Here is a 23,800-nt window from a genome sequence, read left to right as displayed (position 1 = left end):
AGGGTCGCGGGGGGGGGCTTATGCCAGGATGCGAAGCTTTGAGCTCGGGCGGCCGAACAGCGCGGCGTCGGCCGAGATCCTTCCCGCGCCCGCCAGTGCGAGGGCCAGGGCGGCGCCCGCGAAGAGCAGCACGAGCTCGTACCCGCCGTTGCCCACAAAGATGCCGGCCGGAGCGTGGACCAGGAACAGAGCCCCCAGCATGTCGACTGCCAGGAGTGCGGCGAAGACGCGGGTCAGGAGGCCGAGGATCAGCGCGATCCCGCCCACGAGCTCCAGCGCTGCCACGATCGGGGCTACTACGGAAGCGCCGGGCACGCCCATCTGGGTGAATGATGCCTGTGTGCCGGCGATGGTGAATTCGTTGAACTTCTGCCAACCGTGCGCGGCGAAGAGGAATCCTGCAATGACGCGCAGGATGGTCAGGGCTGTGGTGGTCAAGCTGGACTTGTTCATGTTTCAACCCTTGCAGGCCATTGGTTGAACTGTCAACTAAATGAGGCGCCACATGACCAAAGCCGCAGCTATCGAACTTCCGGCCGTTCCAGATATCGCGCGTCGGGCTCGGCGAATCCGAACTGCTTGTAAAGTCCGTGGGCATCGCTGGTGTGGAGCATCCAGCGGAAGTTGGCCCCCGGCCCGCCGTCGACCATTTCCCGCACCAGTGCCTTACCAAGGGACTGGCCGCGCACGGACTCGTGAACGTAAACGTCGGCAAGGTAGGCGAGGGCGACGCCGTCGGAAAATGCCCGGGCATAGCCCACCATGGTTCCGGTCCGGGCGTCGTACGCGCCGACGATCCGCCACGCGTTGTCCAGCTGCGCTTCGACGTCCTCCCGTGTACGCCACTTCGCCCAGTAGACGTTGGTGGAGAGCTCGTTCCAAAGCCAGTCCCGGTCCACGCGGTTCTTGTCGGTGGAGAGAACGAACGTCATCGCGCAGTGCCCTTCGCCTGGAGCCGCCGCTTCCTGGCTGGTTTCTGAAGCCACGGCTGAAGCAGCCGGGTTGTGATCGGCAGGAAAATATACGTCATCAGAGGAGTCAAAATCACGATGTTGAGCAGGACAGCGAACACCAGGGGCCAGTTCTGTGTCACTGGGTGCAGCAGGAAATTGGCCAGCAGGCTGAGCGGGAAAAACGGCAGGAAGATGCTGATCGCCTGCTTCCAACGCGGAGGCACCACGGTTTCCGGGACCACCACCGAGACATCGCCAGGACGCGAGAACCACCCTTCAATGCCCGTATGACGCTCCACGCGCGTGGTTTCCATCATGTCCCTGGCGCTGTCGATCCACCAGCGCCTCTCTTCGGAGTCCTCCCAGGCCTGAAGCGATTCGGCGTCAGCGAACCGGTAGAGCATGTGCCATTCGCTGGACTCCGCACCGTTGCGCACCCAACCGGATCCCAGGTAGCCCGGCCACTCGCGGGCAAGTTCCTGTCCGGCATGCGCCCAGGCGTTGGCTTGGCGGGTGTAGCCCGGAAGGATGGTACGGGCTACGGAAACGGTGACTGGATGCTCATATGACACGGCCCAAATGTACCCGCCTCCCAGCAGACTAGGCTTGTTTAGTGCCTCAAACCACAACCGCCCCCCATCGCTCCAACGCGCGCGAAATCCTGCGCCTGGCCGTCCCCGCATTCGGCGCGCTCATTGCCGAACCGCTGTTCCTCTTGGCCGACTCCGCAATCGTGGGGCATTTGGGGGTGGACCAGCTGGCTGGAGTCGGCCTCGCTTCCACCATCCTGCACACCGCGGTGGGACTTATGGTCTTCCTGGCCTATTCGACGACGCCGGCAGTGGCCCGCGCGATCGGCGACGGCAAGTTGGGGAAGGCCTTGGCGGCAGGGCGCGACGGCGTATGGCTGGCCCTGCTTCTTGGCTTGGCGCTCGCGGTGGTTGGTTTTGTCGCGGCCGAGCCTCTGGTCGGCTTCATGGGCGCGACGGGTGACGTGCGGGGATTCGCCGTGGACTACCTTCGCTGGTCCATGCCTGGCCTGGCGGCGATGCTCCTGATTTTCGCCGGCACGGGGGTTCTCCGCGGCTTGCAGGACACCCGGACGCCGTTGGTGGTGGCCACAGCCGGTTTTGCGCTCAACATAGCCCTGAACTGGTTCCTGGTTTACGGGTTGAACATGTCCGTGACAGGCTCGGCGATCGGCACCAGCATTGCGCAGTGGGCCATGGCTGCGGTTTACCTGGTGATGGTAGGCCGGAACGCGCGGCAACACGGCGTTTCGCTGAAGCCCGACTGGCACGGGATCAGGGCCATGACCAGGGTGGGTTCGTGGCTGATGCTCCGCACGCTCAGCCTCCGACTGGCCATCCTCGCAACTGTCGTGGTGGTGACGGCCCAAGGTGCCACCAACCTGGCAGCGCATCAACTGGCCATGACGATGTTCTCCTTCCTTGCCTTTGCCCTGGACGCGTTGGCCATTGCGGCGCAGGCCTTGATCGGCAAGGAACTCGGCGCCCGGAATGCTGCCAAGGCCCGTGAGTTGACCCGCACCATGATCCGCTGGGGCCTGGGATTCGGTGTGATCACCGGCTTGCTGCTGGCAGTGGCAGCTCCTTGGGCGGGTTACATCTTCACGTCCGACTCGGGTGTCCGGTCCGCGCTGACCGTTGCACTCTGGGTACTCGCGGTGGGGCAGCCCATTGCCGGGTACGTTTTCGTTCTCGACGGTGTCCTCATAGGTGCCGGCGACGCGCGCTATTTGGCGATTGCCGGCGTCGTAAACCTGGCGGTCTACCTGCCGCTGTTGGTGGCCGTCCACCAACTGAAGCCCGACGGCGAGGCGGGGCTCCTGTGGCTGTGGGCGGCGTTCGCGCTGGGCTACATGCTGGCCCGTGCGGTGACGCTGGGGCTGCGGGCGCGGACCGATCGGTGGATGGTGTTGGGTTCGCACTAAACTGGACGGGTGACTCTTCCATCGACTCCTGCCCAGACCCCTTCTGCCGCTCCGGCGGGACTTTGGAAACCCGTGCTGATCCGTGCAACTGTTGCGGTGGTGTTCGGCTTGGTGACCATCTTCTGGAGCGCGCCGTCGGTGCAGGTCCTTGCGTGGGCAGTGGGGCTGTATCTGTTGGGAACTGCCGTGGCCGTGTGGATGTCCCGCGCGTTGCCGGTGGCCGTGCCTGCGGTGGTGGCCCTGGGCGGCATTGGCGCCCTTGTTACCCAGTCCGATGAAGGCGTGGCCCTTTCGGCGCTGTTCGCGCTCCTGGTTCTTGGGCTTCTGGAGTTCATGCACGGCCTCAGGAAGCGCGATTCGCTGGCGCGCGACTGGCTCATCTCCGGCATCATCTCGGTGGGCACGGCGATTGCGTTGCCATTCTTCACCTCGCTGGGCGCGCATGCGCTCCTCGGTGTCGCCGGCGGTGGCGCGATTCTGTCCGGGGTCCTGTGGATGCTCTCGGGACTGTCGCTGCGGCACGATGCGAGCACGGGTGCGCAGGCCTCTGCACCAGGCGCTGCGCCGGGCTCCGCGCCGGAGGCCGTAAACTAGTAGTTGGACGTTCTACTCGTTGTAGAACTTTTGCAGACCGGCGGGCACGTACCGCCATCATTGGAGGAATGACCGTGGCAGACCAGACACCAGGAGAACCGCGCAAGATGCGGACCTCGGTCAAGGGACCCCTCATGTTCTCCGCCTTCTTTGCCGTACTGGCTTTCGTGGCCGTGCTGATCTTTGCTTCCGGCGGCAGCGCGCGTGTTCCGAGGTTCGACCTCGCCTTCACCGGCGCGGGCATCGCGTTCATTGTGAGCCTCGTTGTGGCTGCCATGCTGTCCATGAGCTACAAGGAAAACGCCGACCACCTCGGCAAGGGTTCCGGGGTCAATCTCAGCTCCAAGCGTCCGCACGGCGGATCGCCGGTCCAGGACCTGCCTGACGATCCCGAAACGCCCGACGCCGGCCGCTAACCTTCCAGCGCTTCCCCACCTTGGTTGGGGGAGCGCTTTTTGTTGGGGTGGGTTTGCCGCTGCCTTTCCCGTTCTCTGCCGCGCCAGCGGGTTTACGACACCCAAATCCGGGGGGCGACAGTACATATTCCGGGCGTCAGCGCATTTGGGTGGCCTCCGTGGCCTGGGCGGCCTCCCGGGTGGTCCGCTGAGTGAATCCAGCGTTGACCGCCAGAAACGTCAGCACAAAGCAGCCGCCGATGATGAGTCCGACATCCGGCGTGAGGGCGGCATACTGGTCTCCGTCATTGGCTCCTGACTGGCGTTGGAGTTTGATGTAGCCGGAGATTATGAGCGCTGCTCCGCCGGCCACCGTGAGGATGTATGCCTTGAGGTTGCCCAACCACCAGCGGCTTAGGCGGCGGTTCAGGCGGAGCGGCAGTCCAACTGCTACGGCAACGGCCATCACGAAAATGGGGCCAAGAAGGGCAGCGAGAAAGATGCCGGGAAGCTCACCGTCAACCATTGAGGACATCCCACACACAAGCCACAGTGCGGCCAAAAAGGGGTACGCGATGGCCAGCTGGCTGATGGGAGCCATGTCTGGCCAATCAGGGGGCCGAACCCAGGCCGTGTTAGGAATCGGTGACTGGCCTGCTGGATAGTTGCAGGCTCCTGCGTTCGATTGTTCCCCCATGCGGCAATTATGCCCGGTTACTCGCCTTCCGCGGCCTTGCGTGCCCGATACGCCGCGACGTGGGTTCGGTTGGCGCAGTTCCCGGTATCGCAATAGAGCTTGGAGCGGTTGCGGCTGAGGTCAAGCACGACGGCGTCACAGTCATCGGCGGCGCACACGCGCATGCGTTCCATTTCCTTGCTGCGGATGACGTCGATGATCGCCATTGCAGCCTCGGTGCCCATTCGGTCCGACAGTGGTGCCTCCGGTGTCGTGGCATGAAGGTGCCAGTCCCAATGGTCGTGTTTGACCAATTGCGGCAGTGCCTTGGCATCGGCGAGCAGCTTGTTTACGGACTTGGCCGCGGTGTCTTCGTCGGAGCTCCAGAGTGCTGCGAGTTCGCTGCGAAGGCGCTTGATGCTGCTGAGTTCCTCCCGCGAATTGACGCGCGAACCCGTGAACTTTTCAGCATCCAGGAACGAATCGAGGTCCTCCAAGGTGGCCAGCAGCTCTTCCCCATTGGCGGCAGTGTTGATCAAGTTGACCACGCTGCGGAGGGCAACCTCAGTGTCAGGCGCAAAAAGCACTTTGACTCCTTACATATTCCGGGAGTACTGTCATGACCATAAGCCCACTTTACTCCTGACAGGAGGCTGCTGTGTCAGCTCCAACGACGAAGGCTGATGCAAAGAATTTCCTGGCATCAGGACTCGGCATCGCACTCTTTTCTTCAGCCGTCTTCGGCACATCAGGCTCGTTCGCCAAATCAATGCTGGAAACCGGGTGGTCACCCGGCGCCGCCGTTACCGTACGTCTGACAGGTGCCGCGCTGATCCTGGCGATTCCCGCCGTCGTGGTTCTTCGCGGCCGCTGGCACCAACTCAAGGACAACTGGCTCACCATCCTGTTGTTCGGCCTCATTGGTGTTGCCGGCTGCCAGCTGTTCTATTTCAACGCTGTGGCTCGCCTGTCCGTCGGTGTCGCCCTGCTGCTTGAGTACCTGGCTCCGGTGATGATCGTGTTGTGGCTTTGGATCTCCAGTCGTCGCAAACCGCGTGCGCTCACTGCAGGTGGAGCGTTGCTTTCCCTTGGCGGCCTGGTGCTGGTTCTTGACCTCACTGGTGCTGTGAAAGTGGACTTCATTGGTGTTCTCTGGGGCATGGCCGCAGCCGTATGCCTGGTGATCTACTTCTTCATCACAGCCAAGGAAAATGACACACTTCCGCCGCTGGTTCTCGCTTCGGGCGGCCTGTTGGTGGGAGCAGCGGTGATGTGGCTGGTGGGCCTGTTGGGACTTCTTCCCATGACGTTCAGTACGGCAGACACAACGCTGGGTCCGTGGACCGTGCCTTGGTGGGTGTCCGCCGTCGGCCTGATCATCCTGGCCACCGTCCTGGCCTATGTTTCCGGAATCATGGCGGCGCGCAGCCTGGGTTCGAAAGTGGCCTCATTCGTTTCCCTGACCGAGGTGCTGTTCGCGGTGGTCTGGGCATGGCTGCTGCTCGGCGAACTCCCCGGTCCCATCCAGCTCCTGGGTGGTCTCCTGATTGTGGGCGGCGTAGTCCTGGTTCGTGTCGATGAACTGCGCGGTGACCGACGTGCCGCTGTGGTCGGGGCACTGAATCACCCGAACGACGTCGAACCGGTCCCCTCGGGGTACAACGCCAGGGGAGACGAATAGCTTCCGGTTTCAAGCGGACGCAAAAATGCCCGGACGCATGTGCGTCCGGGCATTTTCCCAACTGTCCTAGTTGGAGGCCTGCTGCTGCTGCTCAGCGTTCTTCTGAGCGCGATCGCCGGCTTCGCGGAGGGCGTCGGCAACCTTCTTCAGGTTCGAAGCGTGCTGGCTGTCCCACTCGCCGCGGAACTTGTCGGCGTCCGGGCCCTTCCAGTCGGTGCCGTCAAGGGCACCCTTCAGCTGTGAACGCTGCTGCTCGATGTGCTCGGCACCTGCCTTCAGCTTGTTACCGAGCTGACGAAGCTGATCAACATCTGCACCCCAAATAGCCATGAGATTCTCCTTCATTTGTTCGGACCCGAGCTCTTCGGCATCCCCAGCGGCCTCCGGCTCATCCGGAAGATCCAATAGCTAAAACCTATCCCGGGAATCTCAACTGCGTCGATGGGCACCCCTCCCCATGCAGCACTGCCCATGGTTAGCATGGGGTTATGTGCCGGAATATCAGGACTTTGCATAACTTCGAACCGCATGCCACCAGCGAGGAAGTGGAGGCCGCTGCCCTCCAATACGTGCGGAAAATCAGTGGTTCCACCAAACCTTCCAAGGCCAACGAGGAAGCCTTCGCGGAAGCTGTCCACGAGATCGCGCATATTACGCAGCATCTCCTGGACTCCTTGGTGAGCCACGGTCCCGCCAAGAACCGGGACGAGGAAGCAGCAAAGGCGAGGGCCCGGGCTGCGGTCCGTTTCGGGACCGCCTAGCCCGGGCCTTCTCCGTTTCTATTTGCCGAACGAGCGCAACCTCAGCGAGTTGGCGACCACCAGCACCGAGCTGGCCGCCATCGCTGCACCTGCGATCATCGGATTCAGCAGCCCGAGTGCGGCAACAGGAATGCCGATCGCGTTGTAGAAGAACGCCCAGAACAAGTTGGTCTTGATAGTCGAGAGCGTCTTCCGGGACAGTTCGATCGCCTGCACAAGCTGGCCCAGATCGCTGCCCATTACCGTCAGGTCCGAGGCCTCGATGGCAACATCCGTGCCGGAACCCATCGCGATGCCCAGGTCCGATTGCGCCAGGGCTGCGGAGTCGTTGACACCGTCTCCGGCCATGGCAACCGTGGCGCCGGCTTCCTGAAGCTTCCTGACAGCTTCAACTTTGCCTTCGGGCAGTACTCCGGCGAACACATCCTCCGGCGAAATCCCGACGGCGTCGGCCACTTGGGCGGCTACGGCAGCGTTATCACCGGTCAGCAGGATGGGGCGGATTCCCAGATCCTTCAGCTTTTGGATCGCCGCCGCCGAACCGGGCTTGATGGTATCGGTCAGGGTCACAATTCCCGCCGGTGCCCCGTCAACAGCGACCCATATGGCAGTGGCGCCCCCGTTCTCCTGAGCAGCGAGGATGTCCCGATGCTGGGTTTCAAGGGAGATGCCATTTTCCTCCAACCAACCCGAACGGCCCACGACTACGGTCTTCGCACTGCCGTCCAGCGTGACGCTGCCCCGCACTCCGCCACCCGGAGCGGAACTGAAGCCTTCGACTGCCGGCAAGCGGCCGGCGTCGGACGTGACGCCTTCCGCCGCCGCCGCGATCGCATGGGCGATGGGATGCTCGGAGGCGGACTCGACAGCACCTGCCAAAGTGAGCACAGCGGCGGGGGAGTGGCCGTTCAAGGCTACGGTGTGGTCCACAGCGAGCTTGCCGCTGGTTACAGTGCCCGTCTTGTCCAGCAGGATGGTGTCCACGTGCCGGGTGTCCTCAAGAACCTGCGGGCCCTTGATGAGGATGCCCAACTGCGCGCCGCGGCCCGTACCTGTCAGCAGGCCCACTGGAGTCGCCAGTCCCAACGCGCAGGGGCAGGCGATCACCAAGACGGCGACGGCGGCCGTGAATGCTGCATTGAGGTCGCCTGAGAAGAACAGCCAGAGCAGGAACGTCACCACGGCGATGACCAGCACAATGGGGACGAAGACGGAACTGATCCTGTCCGCGAGCCGGGCAATCGGAGCTTTTCCGGTCTGCGCCTGACTGACCAGGCGCCCCATCTGGGCGAGGGTGGTGTCCGATCCAACCCGCGTGGCACGAACCAGCAGACGGCCGGAAGTGTTGATCGTAGCCCCGGTCACGGCACTCGCGGGTCCGACTTCAACCGGAACGGATTCGCCCGTTACCAAGGAAGCATCGACGGCTGAGGCGCCATCAATCACCACGCCATCAGTCGCAATCTTCTCACCAGGACGCACGACGAAGACATCGTCCACAAGCAGTTGCTCCGCAGGGATTTTCTGCTCGACGCCGTCCACAAGTATGGTTGCGTCCTTGGCTCCCAGGTTCAGCAGTGCTTTGAGTGCATTGCCTGCTTTGGCCTTCGCATTCGCTTCAAGGTAACGGCCCAGGAGCAGGAACGTGGTGACCACAGCCGCGACTTCAAAGTACAGCCCGCCGCTGGACATGCTTTCCATGCCGGGGTGTTCGGTCATTCGTGGGTCTGCAAACAACTGCCATGCCGAGTACACGTAGGCCGCGATGACGCCAATGGAAACCAGGGTGTCCATGGTGGATGCTAAATGCCGCGCATTGATGGCAGCTGCCCTGTGGAACGGCCAGGCCGCCCAGCTCACCACTGGCAGTGCGAGGGCTGCGACAACCCAGCCCCAGTTAGCGAAGTGCAGGGCCGGAATCATGGAGATCGCGAAGACGGGAACGGTCAGGAGGGCAGCCACGATGAGGCGGGGCCGGAGCGTCGAAGCAGACGGACCATGGTCCATGTGATTCTCGTGGGCAGCCGGGCCATGGCCGTGCGAGGCATGCTCATCGCGGGGCTCGGTTCCCAGGTGCTGCTGGTGATCATTCTCAGCCGAATGATGGGCCGTCGCATTAGCAGCCGGGCGGCTATGCGGCGCCGGCGCTTGGCGAAGGGTTGCTTTATATCCCGTCGCGTTGACCGTGTCCACGATTTGCTGGTCAGTCACCGTGGCAGGAACAATGACCTGAGCGGATTCAAGGGGTAGGTTGACGCTTGCCTCGACTCCCTCGAGCTTGCCCAGTTTCCGTTCCACTCGATTGACGCATGAGGCGCAGGTCATGCCCTCGATGTCCAGCTCGATTACCCGTTGTGTGGGCTGGTTAAAGATCCCCCCGTCGCTCAAGGAAACTCCTAAGCTTCGTTGGCTACCACCAGGTAGCCGGCTTCCGCCACGGCCTCGCCGATTTCCGACGGCGAGAGCTCCTGGGTTGACGTGATGGTGACGGTCGACAGGCCGCCCGGGTTCAAATCGACAGAGACATCCTGGACACCGCTGAGAGCCTCGAGTTCCTCGCTCACGCTGGAGACACAGTGGCCGCAGGTCATGCCGGATACATTGACGTTGGTCTGAATGGCTTGGCTCATGGAAAGCTCCTTGGTGCTGAGTTGGATGGTGTGGTGGGTGGTGGCGGAGTTACCGCAGCAGGCGCCCGATGGCATCGGTGGCCTCCTTGACTTTGGCGTCGATCTGTTCGGCGCGGGTTTCGGGGTTGGGTTCGGAGGCAGCGCCCACGACACAGTGGCCGATGTGCTCCTCAACGAGACCCAGGCTCACGGCGTGAAGGGCCTTGGTGGCTGCGGCGACCTGGGTGAGGATGTCAATGCAGTACTTGTCTTCCTCGACCATCCGGGCAATCCCGCGGACTTGTCCTTCGATCCGTTTCAGCCTTTTGAGGTACGCGTCCTTGTTGCTGGTGTAGCCATGCGGTGCAGCGTGCTCAAGTTCCACCTCAATGACTGGCGCATCCGGGTGGCTCAGTTTGAAGTCAGGTGAGTTCATGTCCCCAAGTTATACCCATAGGGGGTATGCGTCAAGTACCCCCAGGGGGTATGGTGAAGAAAGATAAGTAATCGATCACAAAAGGCAAGGTGACTGCATGGCGTCCGATGACAACTCCGGGAGTTCCGGCATGAAACTTGATGCTGCCGCATATTTCCGCGCCAAGCTTCAGTGCGAGATCGACGTTATGGAGGTGGCCGAAGCGGCCCCCGCATCATTGGTCATTGTTGACACGCGCCGGCGCTCGTCCTGGGACCACGGACATATTCCTCAGGCCGTACATATGCCCACAGCCTCCATTCCGGCCGAAGCACCCGGACGAATTCCGGAGGGTTCGCGGGTAGTGGTGTATTCCTGGGGCCCGGGCTGCAACGGCAGCACCTTCGCTGCGCTCGCGTTTGCGGAGCTCGGCTACTCAGTGAAGGAAATGATCGGGGGCATCGAGTATTGGATCCGGAACGGGCTTCCCGTTGAGACCGCCGGCGGTGTCGTTCAGAATGCGCCGGATGCGCTGGTTACGGCGCGCACGGCGTGATGTGAAAAGGGGGGACGATGACGGTTTTCGTACTGATTCACGGCGGTGGTTCCACTGCGTGGGACTGGCATTTGGTCGCCCCACTCCTTGAAGCGTCCGGACACGGAGTGATAGCTGTCGACTTGCCCATTGAGGATGTTGAAGCCCGCCTTGAGGACTACACCCGCGCAGTAACGGCGGCAGTAGGAACGGCTGAGGACACGATAGTTGTGGGGCATTCGCTGGGTGGTTTCACGGCCCCCTTGGTCTGCGAAGCGCTCCAATCGAACGGCTTGGTGTACCTCTCAGCCATGATTCCGATGCCGGGAGAGACCTTCGGCGAGTGGTGGACCAACACAGGCCATGATCGGGAAACCATCCCCGAAGAGCCATATTTCAATCTTGTCCCAGCCGAGTTGGTACAGCAGGCAACCGACCGGGTGCGCGACCAGCAGGGTGCCTGGATGTCAGGGCCTTGGCCAGGCAAGCATCCGGATGTGCCGACCTTGGGGATTCTGTGCCGTGAGGATCTGTTCTTCCCGGCGTCGTTCATGAGGCGCCAGATCCGCGACCGGCTGGGAACCGATCCACTGGAAATCCCCGGCGGTCACTACGCCACATTGAGCAATCCGGACGCTGTAGCCGCCGCTCTTGGTGACTTTGCCCGGCACATTGCGGAAGCGTGGTAGTTTCTCCAGCGGTGTCTGGGCTGCACCTGGGGGATCGCTGTGGGCGGAGAACCGCTCAACCGAGGAAGCTTGAGTATCGATGAGTACGACCGGATCTGATCGACATCCAGGCACCGCATAGGCTTGGACCATGCTGAACCTGGTCCTTGGCCTTATCTTTGCCGGGCTCTTCCTGGCCTCCTACCAGTCCGACCGGCGGAGGCTTCGGAACGGCGTTTTCCTGTTGGTGGGCGCATGGTTCCTGCTACAGGCGCTTCTGGACTTCCTGATCGACCTGAACCCGTGGTTCGAGTGGCTGAACCTGTTGGTTGCTGTGGTCCCTGTGGTGAGCATCTTCGTGTTTGCCGGCTTCCTGATCGCGAACGGTGTCACGATGGTCCGTCGCGAAGGCCCAGGAATTACCAGCTTCCTTCCAATTGCGGTGGGCCTGACCGTGTTCCTGGCGCCGGTGGTGGCCTTCCTCTTCGTCCTGAGCGGGCAGCCCGTATTGGCCGGCATTGCAGCCCTGGCCTTCTTCCTCTGCGCCTACCTTGGCTGCGCATTTGTCGTCTTCCTGGGCTACGCGGTGGTTTATTCCAGGATGCGCTTTAGCCCGAACCCGGCAGCCGTCATTGTCCTGGGTTCCGGCCTGATCGACGGCAAGGTTCCGCCCTTGCTTGCCGCGCGCTTGAACAGGGCTTTGGAAATTTACGACGGCGTCACCCCGGTCAGGCCTGTTTTGGTACCTTCCGGGGGCCAAGGGCCGGATGAGCCCCGCCCCGAGTCCACAGCGATGAAGGAGTACCTGGTGGCGAAAGGGGCAGCAGATGGAGACGTGCTGGAAGAGAACAAGGCAACCACCACGCGGGAAAACCTGGCATATTCCGTGGCGTTGCTCGCAGAGAGGGGCATCCAGGGCCCCTTGCTGGTCTGCACCAATAACTACCACGTGCTCCGCGCTGCCCTCCTGTCGCGCAGGCAGAAGATCAACGCGGAAGTAGTGGGTGCGCCGACAGCCAGATACTTCGTCCCCAGCGCCTTCCTTCGCGAGTTCGTGGCGGTGATGAGGGACAACCGCCGGACCAACATGGTCCTTTGCCTGCCGATGTTCGGGATCGCCCTGCTGATCACGCTGGCCTTGATGAACTCGCCTGTGGTCTGAGGGCGGCTAGGCTCGTCTGCATGTTCACACTCGTTGCTCCTGATGTCTCCTTCCACCAGTCGTTCCTTGAGTCCCACGGTGAGTGGGGCGGCGTCCACCAGGACGGCGCAGGCGTTTTCATGGCAGAGGACGTTACGACCCCCAGCGGATTCGCGGCCTGGGTTCAGCGGCTCCGGGACGCCGAACATGCCGCTGAAGCGAACGGGATTGTGCCCTGCACGTATCTGTGGATCACTGAGGGCACCCGATACGTGGGAGCGATCGCTTTCCGGCACCACCTCACTCCGGCCCTCCTGAATACGGGTGGCCACATCGGCTATGGGGTTCGTCCGTCGGAGCGTGGGCGGGGTGCGGCGTCGTGGGCCCTGCAGGAATCGTGCGCCCGGTTGGCAGCGCAGGAAGACCTCGCCCGTGTCCTCCTGACGTGCGATGACACGAACGCAGCGTCCGCCAGGACCATCGAACGCGCGGGTGGGGTGCTCGAGGACAAGCGCACGGACGCTGACGGTCGCCTGTTCCGCCGCTACTGGATAGATGTTTCGCGGCCACAAAACTAACGCGAAAGGCTTGTTCCACACCCAACGTGAGTGCCGGCGTCGTGCGCCTTTCTTGGAAGTTCCGTTACATTCTTCCGGTTGCCGGACATTAATTGGGTATGAGGGTGGAAGCGGAGCAAGGAGATCGCGTGGAGGTGCCCCGGGAGAAGCATTTCCTGGCGACCCACGCGGCCTGCCACGACCAGGTTTACGGCTATTTCCGTCGTCGCACGGAAGGGGTATCCACGGCCGAGGACCTCTGCGCCGAGGTTTTCCGCGTCGCCTGGCAAAAGTCCGCAGACCGGGAACTATCGGTCCTCATGGTGTTCGGCATTGCCCGCAATATCCTGCGGAACCATTACCGTTCCAACGCGCGGTCGCTGAATCTTGCGCACCAACTGGAGGCCCAGCGGAGCCACCCTTTGGATTCCGACGACGGCGCGGTCCGGGAGGCGCTGGACCAGCTCACGCCCGGGGAACGCGAGGTACTCCTCCTCACGTACTGGGATGGATTCACCTCCGCCGAGATCTCGGAGTTGCTCAATATTTCGGCTACGGCCGTCCGCATGCGCGTTTCCAGGGCGCGCAAACAACTCAGCCAACTGCTTCGGGCAGGTCACGCCACAGAGGATGTTCAGCGGTGAGTAATAAAGAACCATTCATGGGACGCCTGACGGCGGCCGATCCCGGCCTCGCCGTCACGGAAGAAGACCTGGCCCGGAGCCGGGAGAAGAGCCTGGCCGTCATGCACAGTGACGCCGAGCAACTCGCGGTAGGCGGATCCATCGAAGACTTCCCCAAGCGACCGTCGCGTCGACGATTGGCAGCGGGGTTTGGGCTCGCAGCTGCAGCGGTCTTGGCAGGTGTCTTCGTGGCGTCCTCCCTGCCTTCGCCGCCCAGTGAGCAGACCGGACCGGCGGCCATGCAGCCGGCTGCCACACCGGAGACAGACTCGTCCGGGACTCCACGGCTACCCGAAATCGTTGGTGCCAAAGCTGCAACAGGGGCTGCAGAAATCGTCACAGCCGGCAACGGCAACAAGGCCGCTGTCTCCACGGACGAAGGCGTCAATCTGATCATGGACGCTCTCAATAGCGGCAAGCTTGGCCTGAACAGCGGAGGGTGCTTCGCCAGGATCTCCGCCGATGGAACGTCAAGTGGACTCATCTTCCCCTACGGAACACAGGTCACCGGCTCGGGCGTAATCCTGCCGGATGAAACTCACGTCGATGTCGGCCAGGACTTTGCGTTCGGAGGGGGGCTTTCGCCCGGCACCCAGGATTTGGGCGTGTGCTCTCCGACCGGTGAAGCGTTCATGGTCCAGAGCTGGGACCAGCTCCGCTCGAAGTAACCCGCTTTCGACGTCGGCACTCGCGGTGAGTGCCGACGTCGAACTCCCTATTCAGTGACGTCGTCCTCTACCGGGTCCTTCAGCAGGAGGGCCGTGCCTTGGAAGGCGCGAAGTTCCAGGAAGAAGCTTCCCAGATCGTCAACCTGGCCCACGTCTTCGCCACTGAACAAATCGTGGACTGTCGCGCCGGGCACCAGGTGCGAGGACTGGATGCTGCCCGCGATGTCCTGGTCGGAGAAGTTCAGGACCGTCACCTGCACCGCGCCGTCGGCGAGCTGGTTGACCATCACCAGCAAGCCGCGGTTGGAAACATCGGGGATGTCCAGCAGGGTACTGGTGGCGATTCCGGACTCCTCCCGCACAGTGAGGATCTTCTGGAGGCGCCGAGCGTACGAATCAGGGTCCTTGAGCTGCTCGGGCAAGGGGCCGTAAAGGCTCCGCGCCCGGGGCATGCCGGCGAGGGAGGTCTTCGCGTCAGGGCTGGTCCCCATGAGGTCGTGGGCTCCACGGTTGATCCAGCGTGTATCGCCCTGGGACGTCAGCTCCCGGACGGTCTCGCGGTCCAGTGCAGTAACGCCGGTGAGGTCCCAGCCCGAAAGTGCGAAAACGCCAGGCTGCAGCGCGTTGTACATGGACAGCAGGACATGTGCGTCCAGCACCTGGGCTTCCTGCTCCGCCGTGATGGTGTCCGGGTCCTTAATGCCAAGCGTGGCCATGATGAAACTGACGGTAGTGCAGGCGATGCCGTTGGTGGTGAAGACGGCGTTGTAGGGGCCGTTCTCACCCGTGAGGCGTTCCCGCAAAGTGTCCTGAACCTTCTCGGCCACTTCCGCACCCGTCAGCTCTTCCCCGGCCAGTTCGAAGACATCGTCCCTGTGGCCGGCGGCGAAATGCAGCAGCTCGTAGGTCAGTTCGTCGTGGTTCTGGAGGGCGTGAACCAAGGATGCCTGGTCCACTCCGATCTCCATGGCAAGCTTCAACGTCAGGCGCAGGAACTCGGTATCGCCGGTCACCAGGGCGTAGTGGTAGGCGGGCCGGGTAACGAAGTCGTAGGAGAGGTCAGGGCCGGACTCGGATTGGGCCTTGATGTCGTCGATGGTGAGGTTGAGTTCCTGGAAGGAAAACCCACCCACCTTGCGGATCATGGAGCCAATCAGCTGGTTGGCTGCCTCGGACAACGGGTGGCCCTCGGACCAGCCCGGCTCCTCTTCGGCGCTTTTCTCAACGCCCAGGAACCCGTTGGCATCCAGGCGCAGGGCGCCCGTGCCGAGGTCCAGCAGGGAATGCAGCGCATCCCCGACTACCAGGCGCATGCCCGCGAACGTAGGATCCAGCCAGTTGATGGACGGCTGACCGGCTTTGAAGTAGTGAAGGTAGACCCAGCGGCGCTTCTTGCCGGTGGTGTCCACGATCGCCTTTGTTGCGCTCCAGTTGGTTTCCTTGACGCCAGGCTCGTAGAAGATCACCCGTTGGAGCCGGCCGATGATGTAACCGGCCTGCTGGAGTGCCTTCTCTGCCTCCGGGCTGATGTTGACGGAGTCCTCGTTCTCAGGAACGTCCGGCAGCAGGTGCCAGTCCTCCTCAGGGATGTCCACCATGTGGTAGATGCCGGGGTAGTCCCGGAAGTTCATCTCGGCGAGCCTGAAATCGGCCCCTTTGCCCGTGTGCCCGGGAACGATGTCATCAATGATCGTGCCGCCGTGATCCACAGCGACCTCGCACATCTGGCGGAACTCCTCCTCGGTGCCGAACGCGGGGTCGATTGCCATGCTGATGCGGTCAAAGTGCCCGTCAACACTGGGAGTTTGCGACCATCCCCGAATACCGCCCGCAAGCTTCACGGGGCCTGTGTGAAGCCCCCGTATGCCGATCTGGCTGAACGCGTCCCACAGCTCCGGATCGCCCAATGCCGACAGGAACGACTGGCCGTCCTTGGTGATGAAGGACAGGGGGTAGGCCGTGAACCACACGGGCGCGCGTTCCACGGCTGCCCTGGGATTGGGCCTGGCGTAGGAGTTCTGCCACATGCTCGCCTGGCCCGAAAGCTGCCGGGCCATGGTGTTGGCATCGCCGAGCATTGATTGGTTTCTCAGCCAGTCCACATATGTCTTGTTAAGGCCGTCAAACTCCAGGGACGGACGCGCGGCAAAGAACTGACGACGGCGGGCGATGGGCCGTAGCGCTTTAGGCCGCGCAGGGTAGAACTGCTCGTCGAACGTGATCTCGGGTGACTCGGTGGCGGTTTCCGCGGTTTCCTGCGGCTCTTCTTGCGGTTCTTCCCGTGCTTCTTCCTGTGATTCAGCTGGATCAGCGCTGACTTCTGCCGCGCTCTCGTTGACTACAGGCTCCCGCACAGCATTCTCCTTTACGTGGTCGCCGCATGGCGCCGACCGTCCGAGGGGTCATTCAAGAGGTCACGTACCCGGGCGTGCCCGGCGTAATCATGCTAAGCATCCTTGGTAGCCGTTTGTCGACCTCGGGGAGAAGTGAGTCGTGCCTTGACGGCATTCCCGCCCCGCGCGGGCGGCGGCGTCTGCCGGATGCGGCGCGCTGTCTCTGCAGCCAGAGACCCCCATAGCGGCTTTGATTTGGACTCCGGAACCAATATCTCCAACCTGCTTGGTGCTGGCCGCCCAAGACAGACTTCCGACAGCTGCAAATAATGAATTCATGGCAGTAACGGCGGAAGCCCACCCCTCATCCCCCTTGATAAGAAGAAACCGGAGCAGGCGCCTTTCCAGAATCTGGAAGTACCTGCACCGATATCCGGAGCCAAGCATGCGGGAGTTCAAGACATCCGATTTCCTTGAGACCATCATGAAAGAAGCAGGTCTTCAGCCGCAGCGATTCAAGGAGTTCCCGGGGTTTTTCGTTGATATAGGCACTGGCCAACCCACAATCGGACTACGGGCCGACATGGATGCCCTCATTCAGGACGTTGACGGCGTTCCAACAGCAGTCCACTCGTGCGGCCACGATGCCAACATGGCCATCGTGGCAACAGTCATGCTTGAACTGGCCGAAATGGACAATTCAAGCTGCCCTGCCGTCCGAGCCATTTTCCAGCCTTCCGAGGAGGCTGGAAATGGGGCTGAATTGGTCGCTGGTCTTGGGGTCGCCGACAATCTTGACTACCTTTTTGGAGTGCACCTGCGTCCGGGAGAAGAGCTTCCTTCTCCCGGGCTTGCCCCAGCGATAGCCCATGGGGCATGCCTCTTTGTCAGAGGCTCCATCCACGGGGAAGACCACCACGGTGCACGGCCACATCAGGGGGTCAACGCCATAGACGTGGCTTGTGAAATATCCCAGGCCCTGTATCGAATGAAGATCGATCCGCAGACACCCAGCTCAGCGAAAATGACAGTTTTGAGAGCTGGAGGGGCAATGAACGTCATCCCTGGCAGTGCCCAATTCGGGATAGATCTCAGAGCCCAGACCAACGAGGCCATGGAAGCGTTGAAGCAGGAACTCGTTTCGTTATGTGGGCACATCACGTCCATGAGGATGGTGACCATCGACCTGGATTTCGAGGACAGCGTTCCTGCAGCCGTAATCGGTCCGGTGGCCGAACGCGTTCTTACTGCGTCAATCCAGTCGCAGTGTGGAGGGGAGGCACTGATGCCCCGGATAGTAACCTCAGGCTCGGACGATTTCCATTTCTATTCCGTCCGCAACCGACGGCTTCAGGCAGCCATGCTCGGTGTCGGAGCAGACGTTTTCCCCGGACTCCACCATCCGGACATGAAATTCGAATTTGCGGCAATGGGGCGCGCAGTAGGCGTCCTGGTGGACGCCTGCATGCATGTTCCAGAGAGTTCCGCCACCCTTCACGACACGGTAGCTGGCACCGAAAGTGGTACGTAACGGACCACCAAGTTGGTAGCCTCGTTAGCACCCAGCATCGCACCATGACAGGTTCTTGATCGAGGAAATCCCAGCCGTATGACGGATCAGATTGATAGGCAGGAACAGGCATCGTTCAGGGGCATCACGATTGGGGTGCTCCTGGACAGCTTGGGTCCGGACGTTGTGCGCCCTCTGTCGCTCCCGCAAGGCCCGTCGGCACCAATTGGCTCCCCGTTGATCCATGACACGGATCAGGTCAATGTGGATCTCACCGACGCTATCCTGCTGGTGCCTGGTAATCCGGACCCTGCTTTGTTTGGAGTGGCGGCCGACGGCCGGGTGGCTGCAGTAGTGGTTCGTGCGGGTGGCGCGCAAATCGAGCGACTGACAGAAGCTGCAAATCAAGCGGGAATAACGCTGCTGGAGTGCAGCGAAGAATTGTCGTGGGGGCAACTTTATGTGCTGATCGACGCACTTCGGGCCATCAAGGATCCGGTACACGACCAGGACGACCGGGCTGCGGACTTGTTCTCGCTGGCCAATGATATTGCGCTGCACGCCGGCGGTGCGGTGGCCATCGAGGACCTGTCCATGAGGGTGTTGGCCTACTCCAGCATTCCGGGCCAAACGGTCGACGATCTGCGAAGGGACGGAATCCTCGGACGACGAGTCCCGGATCACCCCACCAACGCTGAGGACTACGCCAACGTGCTGCGCGCCGGAACGGCGATCTGGATAGGGGTTGAAGCCGACTTCCGGCCAAGGCTCGCCATAGCCGTCCGCGACGGCGGGGAAGCCCTCGGCAGCATCTGGGTACAGTTAGGCGAGACCCCGTTGGCTGCAAACGCCGCTGAGGTGTTGGCGGAAGGCGCCCGTCTTGTGGCGCCACACCTGGCCCGACTGAACGTCGCCACGGACGCTGACCGCCGGCAACGTGCCGAGCGTTTGGGACAACTTCTCCGCGGGCCTGACCCGGACAGAGACCTCGCCGAATCGTTTGGCCTCCGTTTCGATGCCCCAACCACCGTTGTGGTGATCGGGCGTGACGAGAACGTCCCAGCCCGGGCCCGCAGGATGTCTGCAGAGTCGGCCGCCGTGCACGTTAGTGTGCTGCTGAGAATGGCGCTTTCCTCTTATCGTCTCCAGGCAGCCGCTGGCTCACTGGATGGCCAAGCGGTTGCTGCCATCGGCACCGCGGCGGATTCCCCGGTACTGCAAAACATCATTACCTCGGTCCTAACCCGCGCTGCTGAAAGCCTCGGAGGGAATTGGCGGGCGGGAATCAGCCGTGACATGGACACTGTGGCGGACGTACCGGTTGCTTACGCACAGGCAAAACAGGCCTTCGGCGTGGTGTCGGGCCCCTTCGGCCGAGGAGACATAGGCAAACACCAGGAGCTGGGAGCTTCGTTGTTCCTGCTCGAAGTGATGAATGCCCTGCAAATACAGGCAGAGGCCGAACTCGAGCCGCTCTCCCTCGTAGCAGACCACGATGCCAGGCACGGAACCGAGTATGTGAAGACGCTGCGCAGCTGGATCGCTGCCCACTATGACATCGCGCGTGGGGCTGAGGCCCTGGTGCTGCATCCGAATACTCTGCGCCACCGACTCCGCAGGATGGCACACGTTGTTGACATCAATGATCCCGATGTCCGCCTTGCTTTGGCTCTCCAGTTGCGCCTTCACGAAATCTGCGCCAAAAAAGTCGACTGACGGCCCCGCCCCGTTCGACGCGGATGCAGGGACAATGCGACTCCTTTGTCCAAAAGGCAGAAACCACGCCTCATAGCTCTGCCTACAGCACCAAAAGTGCGCATAAAAGGCGGCGTATCTTCGAAGAGAGATCGAGGAGAACCGTTCTATGGCACTAAATAATGTGCACAATTCGAGTGCGCAAAAAATTCACGCTGAGCTCGTTGACTACCGTTTCAAGGCATTTTCCTCCGGTGCTTCCGCGCTTTCCGTTGCCGACATTCCCGAGCAGGAATGGAATGCGCTCGCGGGAGATTTTTCGCTGCCGGTCATGGTGCTCAAGGAATCGGAGCTCAACCACAACATCGAGCGGATGGCCGGCTGGTGCCGGAGCCGTGGGGTTGTCCTGGCACCGCATGCCAAGACAACCATGAGTCCGCAGTTGATCTACCGGCAGTTGGAAGCCGGTGCCTGGGCCGTCACGGTAGCCACCATTTCGCAGGCGCGGGTGCTGGCTGAGTTCGGCATCGAGCGGATCATCATCGCCAATCAGGTTTTCGCCCGGGTGGATCTTGAATGGATCTGCAGATTCCGCGGTGGGGACGAAGCACGGGAAGTATACGTTCTGGTGGATTCCATGCAGGGTGTCCGCCTCATGGATGAAGCACTGAACCGGATTGGCTGGCTTGGACCGCGCCTGCCGGTGTTGCTGGAACTTGGTTACGACGGCGGCAGGGCCGGATGTCGAACGACGGGGGAGGCAGTGGCGCTCGCCTCGTGCATTACGTCCTCGTCCCATCTTGAGTTGGCTGGAGTTGAGGGTTTCGAGGGCCTTGTTCCCGGCGAAACGACCGTCAGGCGTCTTATTGCTGCCAGGGCTTTCCTTGCCGACATGGCGGCTACGGTGCTGGCCCTGGACTCCGCAGGCCTTCTTCCCCCGCGTCCGTTAGTGACATGTGGCGGAAGCGCCTACTTCGACGAAGTTGTCCGCGAGTTCGTGGATGAATGGCAGGGCCCATCCCTTCAGGTGGTCCTGCGGAGCGGCTGCTACATCACGCACGATCACGGTCTCTATCGAACGGCCTCACCGCTGCGCAATGATGCGGAACCTTTCCGTCCGGCCTTGGAAGTCTGGGCGCAGGTCCTCTCCGTACCAGCGCGGGGTATGGCGATTGTTGGTTGCGGCCGACGTGACGTCCCCTACGACGCCGGGATGCCCATTCCCTTGGTGGTGAGGAACCGAGACGGCGACAGGGGCTTGGTAGACGCGAAAGTCACCTCACTTAATGACCAGCACCTCTTTCTCTCGTTTTCCGACGCAGACGACATCGCAGTGGGTGAGTTGCTTTGCCTGGGGATTTCACATCCGTGTTCTGCCTTCGACCGGTGGACTCTCATTCCCGTGGTGAATGACTCGTACGGAGTCATCGACGCCATCAGGACCTATTTCTAAATACCCCGTCCGTGCGGGCTAAGGAGGCTCTTATGAAGGTCTATATCTCAGTGGACATGGAAGGCATTGCGGGAATTGCCACCTATGACCAGGTCATCCGTGGCGGAAGCGGTTATACCCGTGCCCAGCTGTTGATGACCGCGGAAACGAATGCAGCCATCGAAGGTGCCTTTGAAGGAGGTGCCACAGAGGTTCTGGTGAACGATAGCCACGGAACCATGGACAACCTCCTCCACGAGCAGCTGGATCCCAGAGCACGTGTCATTTTTGGTTCTCCAAAGGCATTCTGCATGGCCGAAGGCCTGACATCGGATTTCGATATCGCCCTTTATGTGGGCTACCACGCTCCGGCCGGTTCCGAGGGAGTGTTGGCACACTCCTTCTCCGGCTACTTTGCCAGCTTCCATGTCAACGGTGAAGCAGCCTCCGAGGCATCGGTGAACGCCATGTTCGCAGCAACCAGGGGTGTACCCGTCGGCCTGGTGACAGGCGACGACGTCATTTGTGGTATCGCCGCGAGCAGCTTCCCCGGGGTCCGGACCGTGCAGGTCAAGGAAGCCAGGGGAGTCATGGCCGCCAATAGCCTCTCACCGCAGGAAGCCAGAAAACGGATCCGGAAGCAGGCCGCCGAAGCGGTACACGGAATCAGTGGCACCCGGCTCCTTCCGGTGCCGGAGCGCATCCGCCTTGAAGTGGGTTTTCAGACTGCACTGGCCGCGGAGCTCGTTGAGGCCGTACCAGGAGTAGTCCGCACCAGCAACCTGTCCATTGCCCGGGACCTGGACTCACCGGAGGACCTTCTGGGAATGATCGCAACCAGCTACAACCTGGCAGGCGTGGCTGCCAGGACTGTGTACTCCCTGGTCAACAGGACCTGAACCCTTCGCAACCACACCACGTTCATCATCCAGCACCTGCATCACATCTAGGAAAAACCATGATCCCAACAAAAAAGCTGCCAGCGTTGGCCGCCATCACTGCACTCACATCATTGCTGCTGATCGGATGCTCCCCGGGCCAGTCCATGTCTTCGGAGAATCCCGGGTCGCCCAAAAGCGGAGGACAACTCGTCATGGCCAGGGAAGCGGACGCGTCAACACTGATGCCGGCCGATGCCACCGACAACGAATCGATATGGACAGTTGAAGAAATCTTCGACACCCTCCTTGTGCCCTCGCCGGACGGAGAAAGCCTGAATCCTGCCCTTGCCACCGCATGGGTGCAGTCCGAGGACAAGCTGTCGTGGACATTCACCTTGCGTCCTGGCGTTACCTTTTCCGATGGCAGTCCCCTCACTTCAGCCGATGTGAAGTTCTCCCTGGAGGCTGCCTCCGACCCCGATTTGCCGTCAGGCTTCCTCAACGAGCAGATTGCCGCCATCGAGGCGCCGGCACCTGAGACGGTGGTTATCAAGACCAAGAGCGTGTGGTCGCCTTTGCCCTCGGTCCTGGCGCTCTTCGCGAACTCCATAGTCCCGGAGAATTACGGCGGCTTGTCCAGGGAGCAGTTTGCCCAGGCGCCCGTGGGATCCGGCCCCTTCAAGGTGAAGAACTGGACCAAGGGGCAGCAACTGGAGCTGGTGAGGAACACCTCCTACTGGGGCGCTGACCGGCCCTACCTGGATGCTGTGACGTTCGTGACCGTGCCCGACGCAAATACCCGTGCGACGCAACTCCAAGGGGGCCAGATCAATATCAATGAAGCACCCGCTGCGAGTAGTTTCGCCGCCCTGACGTCTACGCCGGGGCTTAAGGCTTCCGCGTTCGACAGCAGCCTGACCAGCTTCCTTACCCTCAACAACACCCGGGCGCCGTTCAACGATAACCACGTCCGGCGGGCAATCGCCTTCGCGATTGATCGTGAGGCGATCCTGAAAGCTGCGTACTTTGGGCAGGGTTCTGCCGCGGGTTCTTTCCTGAGCCCGGCCTACTGGGCCCACGACGAAACGGTAAAGGGCCGGCCGTTCAGCCTCGATGAAGCAAAGAAGGAGATGGCCCAGTCTGCCAAGCCCGGCGGCTTCAACGCCAACATCCTGGTGACCAGTGGCAACGCAACGCAGTTGACCATTGCCCAGATCCTCCAGAGTGAACTCGCCGAAATCGGCATCACCGTCACCATAAACCAGATGGAACCGGCAGCACAGCGGGCAGCGCGGAAATCGATGGACTTCGACATGGCCATCAGCGTGGCCACAACGGACATCACTGATCCCGACGAAATGGTGCGGTTCATCGCGGTGCAGTCAGGCGGGTCGAATGCTCTCTACACGGGATACGACAACAAAGAAGTTGCTGACCTGGCAACCCAGGCAGCGGGACTCAGCGATCAGGCCGAGAGGGTCAAGATCTATTCCCTGATCCAGCAGAGGGTGGACGAGGACCAGCCGATGGTGCCCCTTTTCTACCTGCCGGCCCTCTATAGCTACAGTGATGCGGTCCAGGGCTTCCAGCCGTCCATCACCGGCAATTACAACTTGGTGAACACATGGCTCTCCAACTGATTGTCAGAGACCAACCCCT

26 protein-coding genes are annotated in these 23,800 nt (G+C 61.7%); 16 read left to right on the top strand and 10 right to left on the bottom strand.

The window, feature by feature from the left end:
- Positions 1-18 precede the first annotated feature (18 nt).
- The 3 genes from AB0N72_RS09105 to AB0N72_RS09095 form a co-directional block, all read right to left on the bottom strand.
- Positions 19-453, bottom strand: a complete 435-nt coding sequence (locus AB0N72_RS09105) for a DoxX family protein (protein ID WP_363932238.1) — start codon at positions 451-453, stop codon at positions 19-21.
- A 68-nt stretch (positions 454-521) separates the two neighbouring features.
- Entirely contained in the window at positions 522-932 is a 411-nt protein-coding gene (locus AB0N72_RS09100; protein ID WP_363932237.1) for a GNAT family N-acetyltransferase, read from the bottom strand.
- Positions 929-1,525, bottom strand: coding sequence for an antibiotic biosynthesis monooxygenase (locus AB0N72_RS09095; protein WP_363932236.1), 597 nt, complete (start codon positions 1,523-1,525; stop codon positions 929-931). Before AB0N72_RS09095 ends, AB0N72_RS09100 begins: the two co-directional genes overlap by 4 nt.
- A 41-nt stretch (positions 1,526-1,566) precedes the next feature.
- Between AB0N72_RS09095 and AB0N72_RS09090 the strand changes: the two genes are divergently transcribed.
- From AB0N72_RS09090 to AB0N72_RS09080, 3 genes are all read left to right on the top strand, one after another.
- Entirely contained in the window at positions 1,567-2,907 is a 1,341-nt protein-coding gene (locus AB0N72_RS09090) for an MATE family efflux transporter (protein WP_363932235.1), read from the top strand.
- Positions 2,908-2,916: 9 nt separating this feature from the next.
- Positions 2,917-3,501 (top strand): hypothetical protein, encoded by a 585-nt coding sequence (locus tag AB0N72_RS09085; RefSeq protein ID WP_363932234.1) that lies wholly within the window; start codon positions 2,917-2,919, stop codon positions 3,499-3,501.
- Positions 3,502-3,569: 68 nt separating this feature from the next.
- Positions 3,570-3,917 (top strand): hypothetical protein, encoded by a 348-nt coding sequence (locus AB0N72_RS09080; RefSeq protein ID WP_363932233.1) that lies wholly within the window; start codon positions 3,570-3,572, stop codon positions 3,915-3,917.
- 136 nt (positions 3,918-4,053) lie between these two features.
- Here the strand turns inward: AB0N72_RS09080 and AB0N72_RS09075 are convergent, their stop codons facing one another.
- On the bottom strand, positions 4,054-4,497 hold the full coding sequence (locus AB0N72_RS09075; RefSeq protein ID WP_364081252.1) for a hypothetical protein: 444 nt from the start codon (positions 4,495-4,497) through the stop codon (positions 4,054-4,056).
- Positions 4,498-4,610: 113 nt separating this feature from the next.
- On the bottom strand, positions 4,611-5,159 hold the full coding sequence (locus AB0N72_RS09070; RefSeq protein WP_363932231.1) for a CGNR zinc finger domain-containing protein: 549 nt from the start codon (positions 5,157-5,159) through the stop codon (positions 4,611-4,613).
- A gap of 71 nt (positions 5,160-5,230) precedes the next feature.
- Here AB0N72_RS09070 and AB0N72_RS09065 point away from each other — a divergent pair, with 71 nt between their 5' ends.
- Complete coding sequence (locus AB0N72_RS09065) at positions 5,231-6,253, top strand: DMT family transporter (RefSeq protein ID WP_363932230.1); 1,023 nt, start codon at positions 5,231-5,233, stop codon at positions 6,251-6,253.
- Between the two features lie 66 nt (positions 6,254-6,319).
- Here the strand turns inward: AB0N72_RS09065 and AB0N72_RS09060 are convergent, their stop codons facing one another.
- On the bottom strand, positions 6,320-6,583 hold the full coding sequence (locus AB0N72_RS09060) for a WXG100 family type VII secretion target (RefSeq protein WP_018779397.1): 264 nt from the start codon (positions 6,581-6,583) through the stop codon (positions 6,320-6,322).
- Positions 6,584-6,741: 158 nt separating this feature from the next.
- Between AB0N72_RS09060 and AB0N72_RS09055 the strand changes: the two genes are divergently transcribed.
- Positions 6,742-7,014: a DUF2277 domain-containing protein gene (locus AB0N72_RS09055; RefSeq protein WP_363932229.1), complete on the top strand. Its 273-nt coding sequence runs from the start codon at positions 6,742-6,744 to the stop codon at positions 7,012-7,014.
- Positions 7,015-7,032: 18 nt separating this feature from the next.
- On the opposite strand, the gene AB0N72_RS09050 is transcribed toward AB0N72_RS09055, so the two are convergent.
- Genes AB0N72_RS09050 through AB0N72_RS09040 form a run of 3 tightly spaced genes read right to left on the bottom strand, consistent with a single transcriptional unit; the run spans position 7,033 to position 10,059 of the window.
- On the bottom strand, positions 7,033-9,402 hold the full coding sequence (locus tag AB0N72_RS09050; RefSeq protein ID WP_363932228.1) for a heavy metal translocating P-type ATPase: 2,370 nt from the start codon (positions 9,400-9,402) through the stop codon (positions 7,033-7,035).
- Positions 9,403-9,410: 8 nt separating this feature from the next.
- Complete coding sequence (locus tag AB0N72_RS09045; protein ID WP_363932227.1) at positions 9,411-9,644, bottom strand: heavy-metal-associated domain-containing protein; 234 nt, start codon at positions 9,642-9,644, stop codon at positions 9,411-9,413.
- 49 nt (positions 9,645-9,693) lie between these two features.
- A complete protein-coding gene (locus tag AB0N72_RS09040) occupies positions 9,694-10,059 on the bottom strand; it encodes a metal-sensitive transcriptional regulator (protein ID WP_363932226.1) in 366 nt (121 codons plus the stop codon).
- 97 nt (positions 10,060-10,156) lie between these two features.
- Here AB0N72_RS09040 and AB0N72_RS09035 point away from each other — a divergent pair, with 97 nt between their 5' ends.
- From AB0N72_RS09035 to AB0N72_RS09010, 6 genes are all read left to right on the top strand, one after another.
- Positions 10,157-10,594 carry a rhodanese-like domain-containing protein gene (locus AB0N72_RS09035; RefSeq protein ID WP_363932224.1) on the top strand — a complete coding sequence of 146 codons (438 nt, stop codon included), beginning with the start codon at positions 10,157-10,159 and terminating at the stop codon, positions 10,592-10,594.
- Between the two features lie 17 nt (positions 10,595-10,611).
- Positions 10,612-11,262: an alpha/beta hydrolase gene (locus AB0N72_RS09030; RefSeq protein WP_363932223.1), complete on the top strand. Its 651-nt coding sequence runs from the start codon at positions 10,612-10,614 to the stop codon at positions 11,260-11,262.
- A 130-nt stretch (positions 11,263-11,392) separates the two neighbouring features.
- Positions 11,393-12,403 carry a YdcF family protein gene (locus AB0N72_RS09025; protein WP_363932222.1) on the top strand — a complete coding sequence of 337 codons (1,011 nt, stop codon included), beginning with the start codon at positions 11,393-11,395 and terminating at the stop codon, positions 12,401-12,403.
- Positions 12,404-12,423: 20 nt separating this feature from the next.
- Positions 12,424-12,960 carry a GNAT family N-acetyltransferase gene (locus AB0N72_RS09020; RefSeq protein ID WP_363932220.1) on the top strand — a complete coding sequence of 179 codons (537 nt, stop codon included), beginning with the start codon at positions 12,424-12,426 and terminating at the stop codon, positions 12,958-12,960.
- Positions 12,961-13,088: 128 nt separating this feature from the next.
- Complete coding sequence (locus AB0N72_RS09015; RefSeq protein WP_363932219.1) at positions 13,089-13,583, top strand: sigma-70 family RNA polymerase sigma factor; 495 nt, start codon at positions 13,089-13,091, stop codon at positions 13,581-13,583.
- Positions 13,580-14,290, top strand: a complete 711-nt coding sequence (locus AB0N72_RS09010) for a hypothetical protein (RefSeq protein WP_363932218.1) — start codon at positions 13,580-13,582, stop codon at positions 14,288-14,290. Before AB0N72_RS09015 ends, AB0N72_RS09010 begins: the two co-directional genes overlap by 4 nt.
- 47 nt (positions 14,291-14,337) lie before the next feature.
- Here the strand turns inward: AB0N72_RS09010 and treS are convergent, their stop codons facing one another.
- The gene (treS, locus tag AB0N72_RS09005; RefSeq protein ID WP_363932217.1) at positions 14,338-16,644 is read right to left on the bottom strand and encodes a maltose alpha-D-glucosyltransferase; all 2,307 of its coding nucleotides are present in this window, start codon (positions 16,642-16,644) and stop codon (positions 14,338-14,340) included.
- 268 nt (positions 16,645-16,912) lie between these two features.
- Between treS and AB0N72_RS09000 the strand changes: the two genes are divergently transcribed.
- The 5 genes from AB0N72_RS09000 to AB0N72_RS08980 all read left to right on the top strand — a co-directional run bounded on the left by AB0N72_RS09000 (position 16,913) and on the right by AB0N72_RS08980 (position 23,781).
- The gene (locus tag AB0N72_RS09000) at positions 16,913-18,154 is read left to right on the top strand and encodes an amidohydrolase (RefSeq protein ID WP_363932629.1); all 1,242 of its coding nucleotides are present in this window, start codon (positions 16,913-16,915) and stop codon (positions 18,152-18,154) included.
- 78 nt (positions 18,155-18,232) lie between these two features.
- Entirely contained in the window at positions 18,233-19,849 is a 1,617-nt protein-coding gene (locus AB0N72_RS08995) for a helix-turn-helix domain-containing protein (protein ID WP_363932215.1), read from the top strand.
- Between the two features lie 148 nt (positions 19,850-19,997).
- On the top strand, positions 19,998-21,281 hold the full coding sequence (locus AB0N72_RS08990; protein ID WP_363932213.1) for an alanine racemase: 1,284 nt from the start codon (positions 19,998-20,000) through the stop codon (positions 21,279-21,281).
- A 32-nt stretch (positions 21,282-21,313) separates the two neighbouring features.
- Entirely contained in the window at positions 21,314-22,159 is an 846-nt protein-coding gene (locus AB0N72_RS08985) for a M55 family metallopeptidase (protein ID WP_363932212.1), read from the top strand.
- A 59-nt stretch (positions 22,160-22,218) separates the two neighbouring features.
- Positions 22,219-23,781 (top strand): ABC transporter substrate-binding protein, encoded by a 1,563-nt coding sequence (locus AB0N72_RS08980; RefSeq protein WP_363932210.1) that lies wholly within the window; start codon positions 22,219-22,221, stop codon positions 23,779-23,781.
- Positions 23,782-23,800 lie beyond the last annotated feature (19 nt).

Source organism: Paenarthrobacter sp. NPDC089307, assembly GCF_040685055.1.
Classification (GTDB): Bacteria; Actinomycetota; Actinomycetes; order Actinomycetales; family Micrococcaceae; genus Arthrobacter.
Note: the sequence above shows the minus strand (reverse complement) of the source record. Positions and strands in the feature narration are given on the sequence as shown.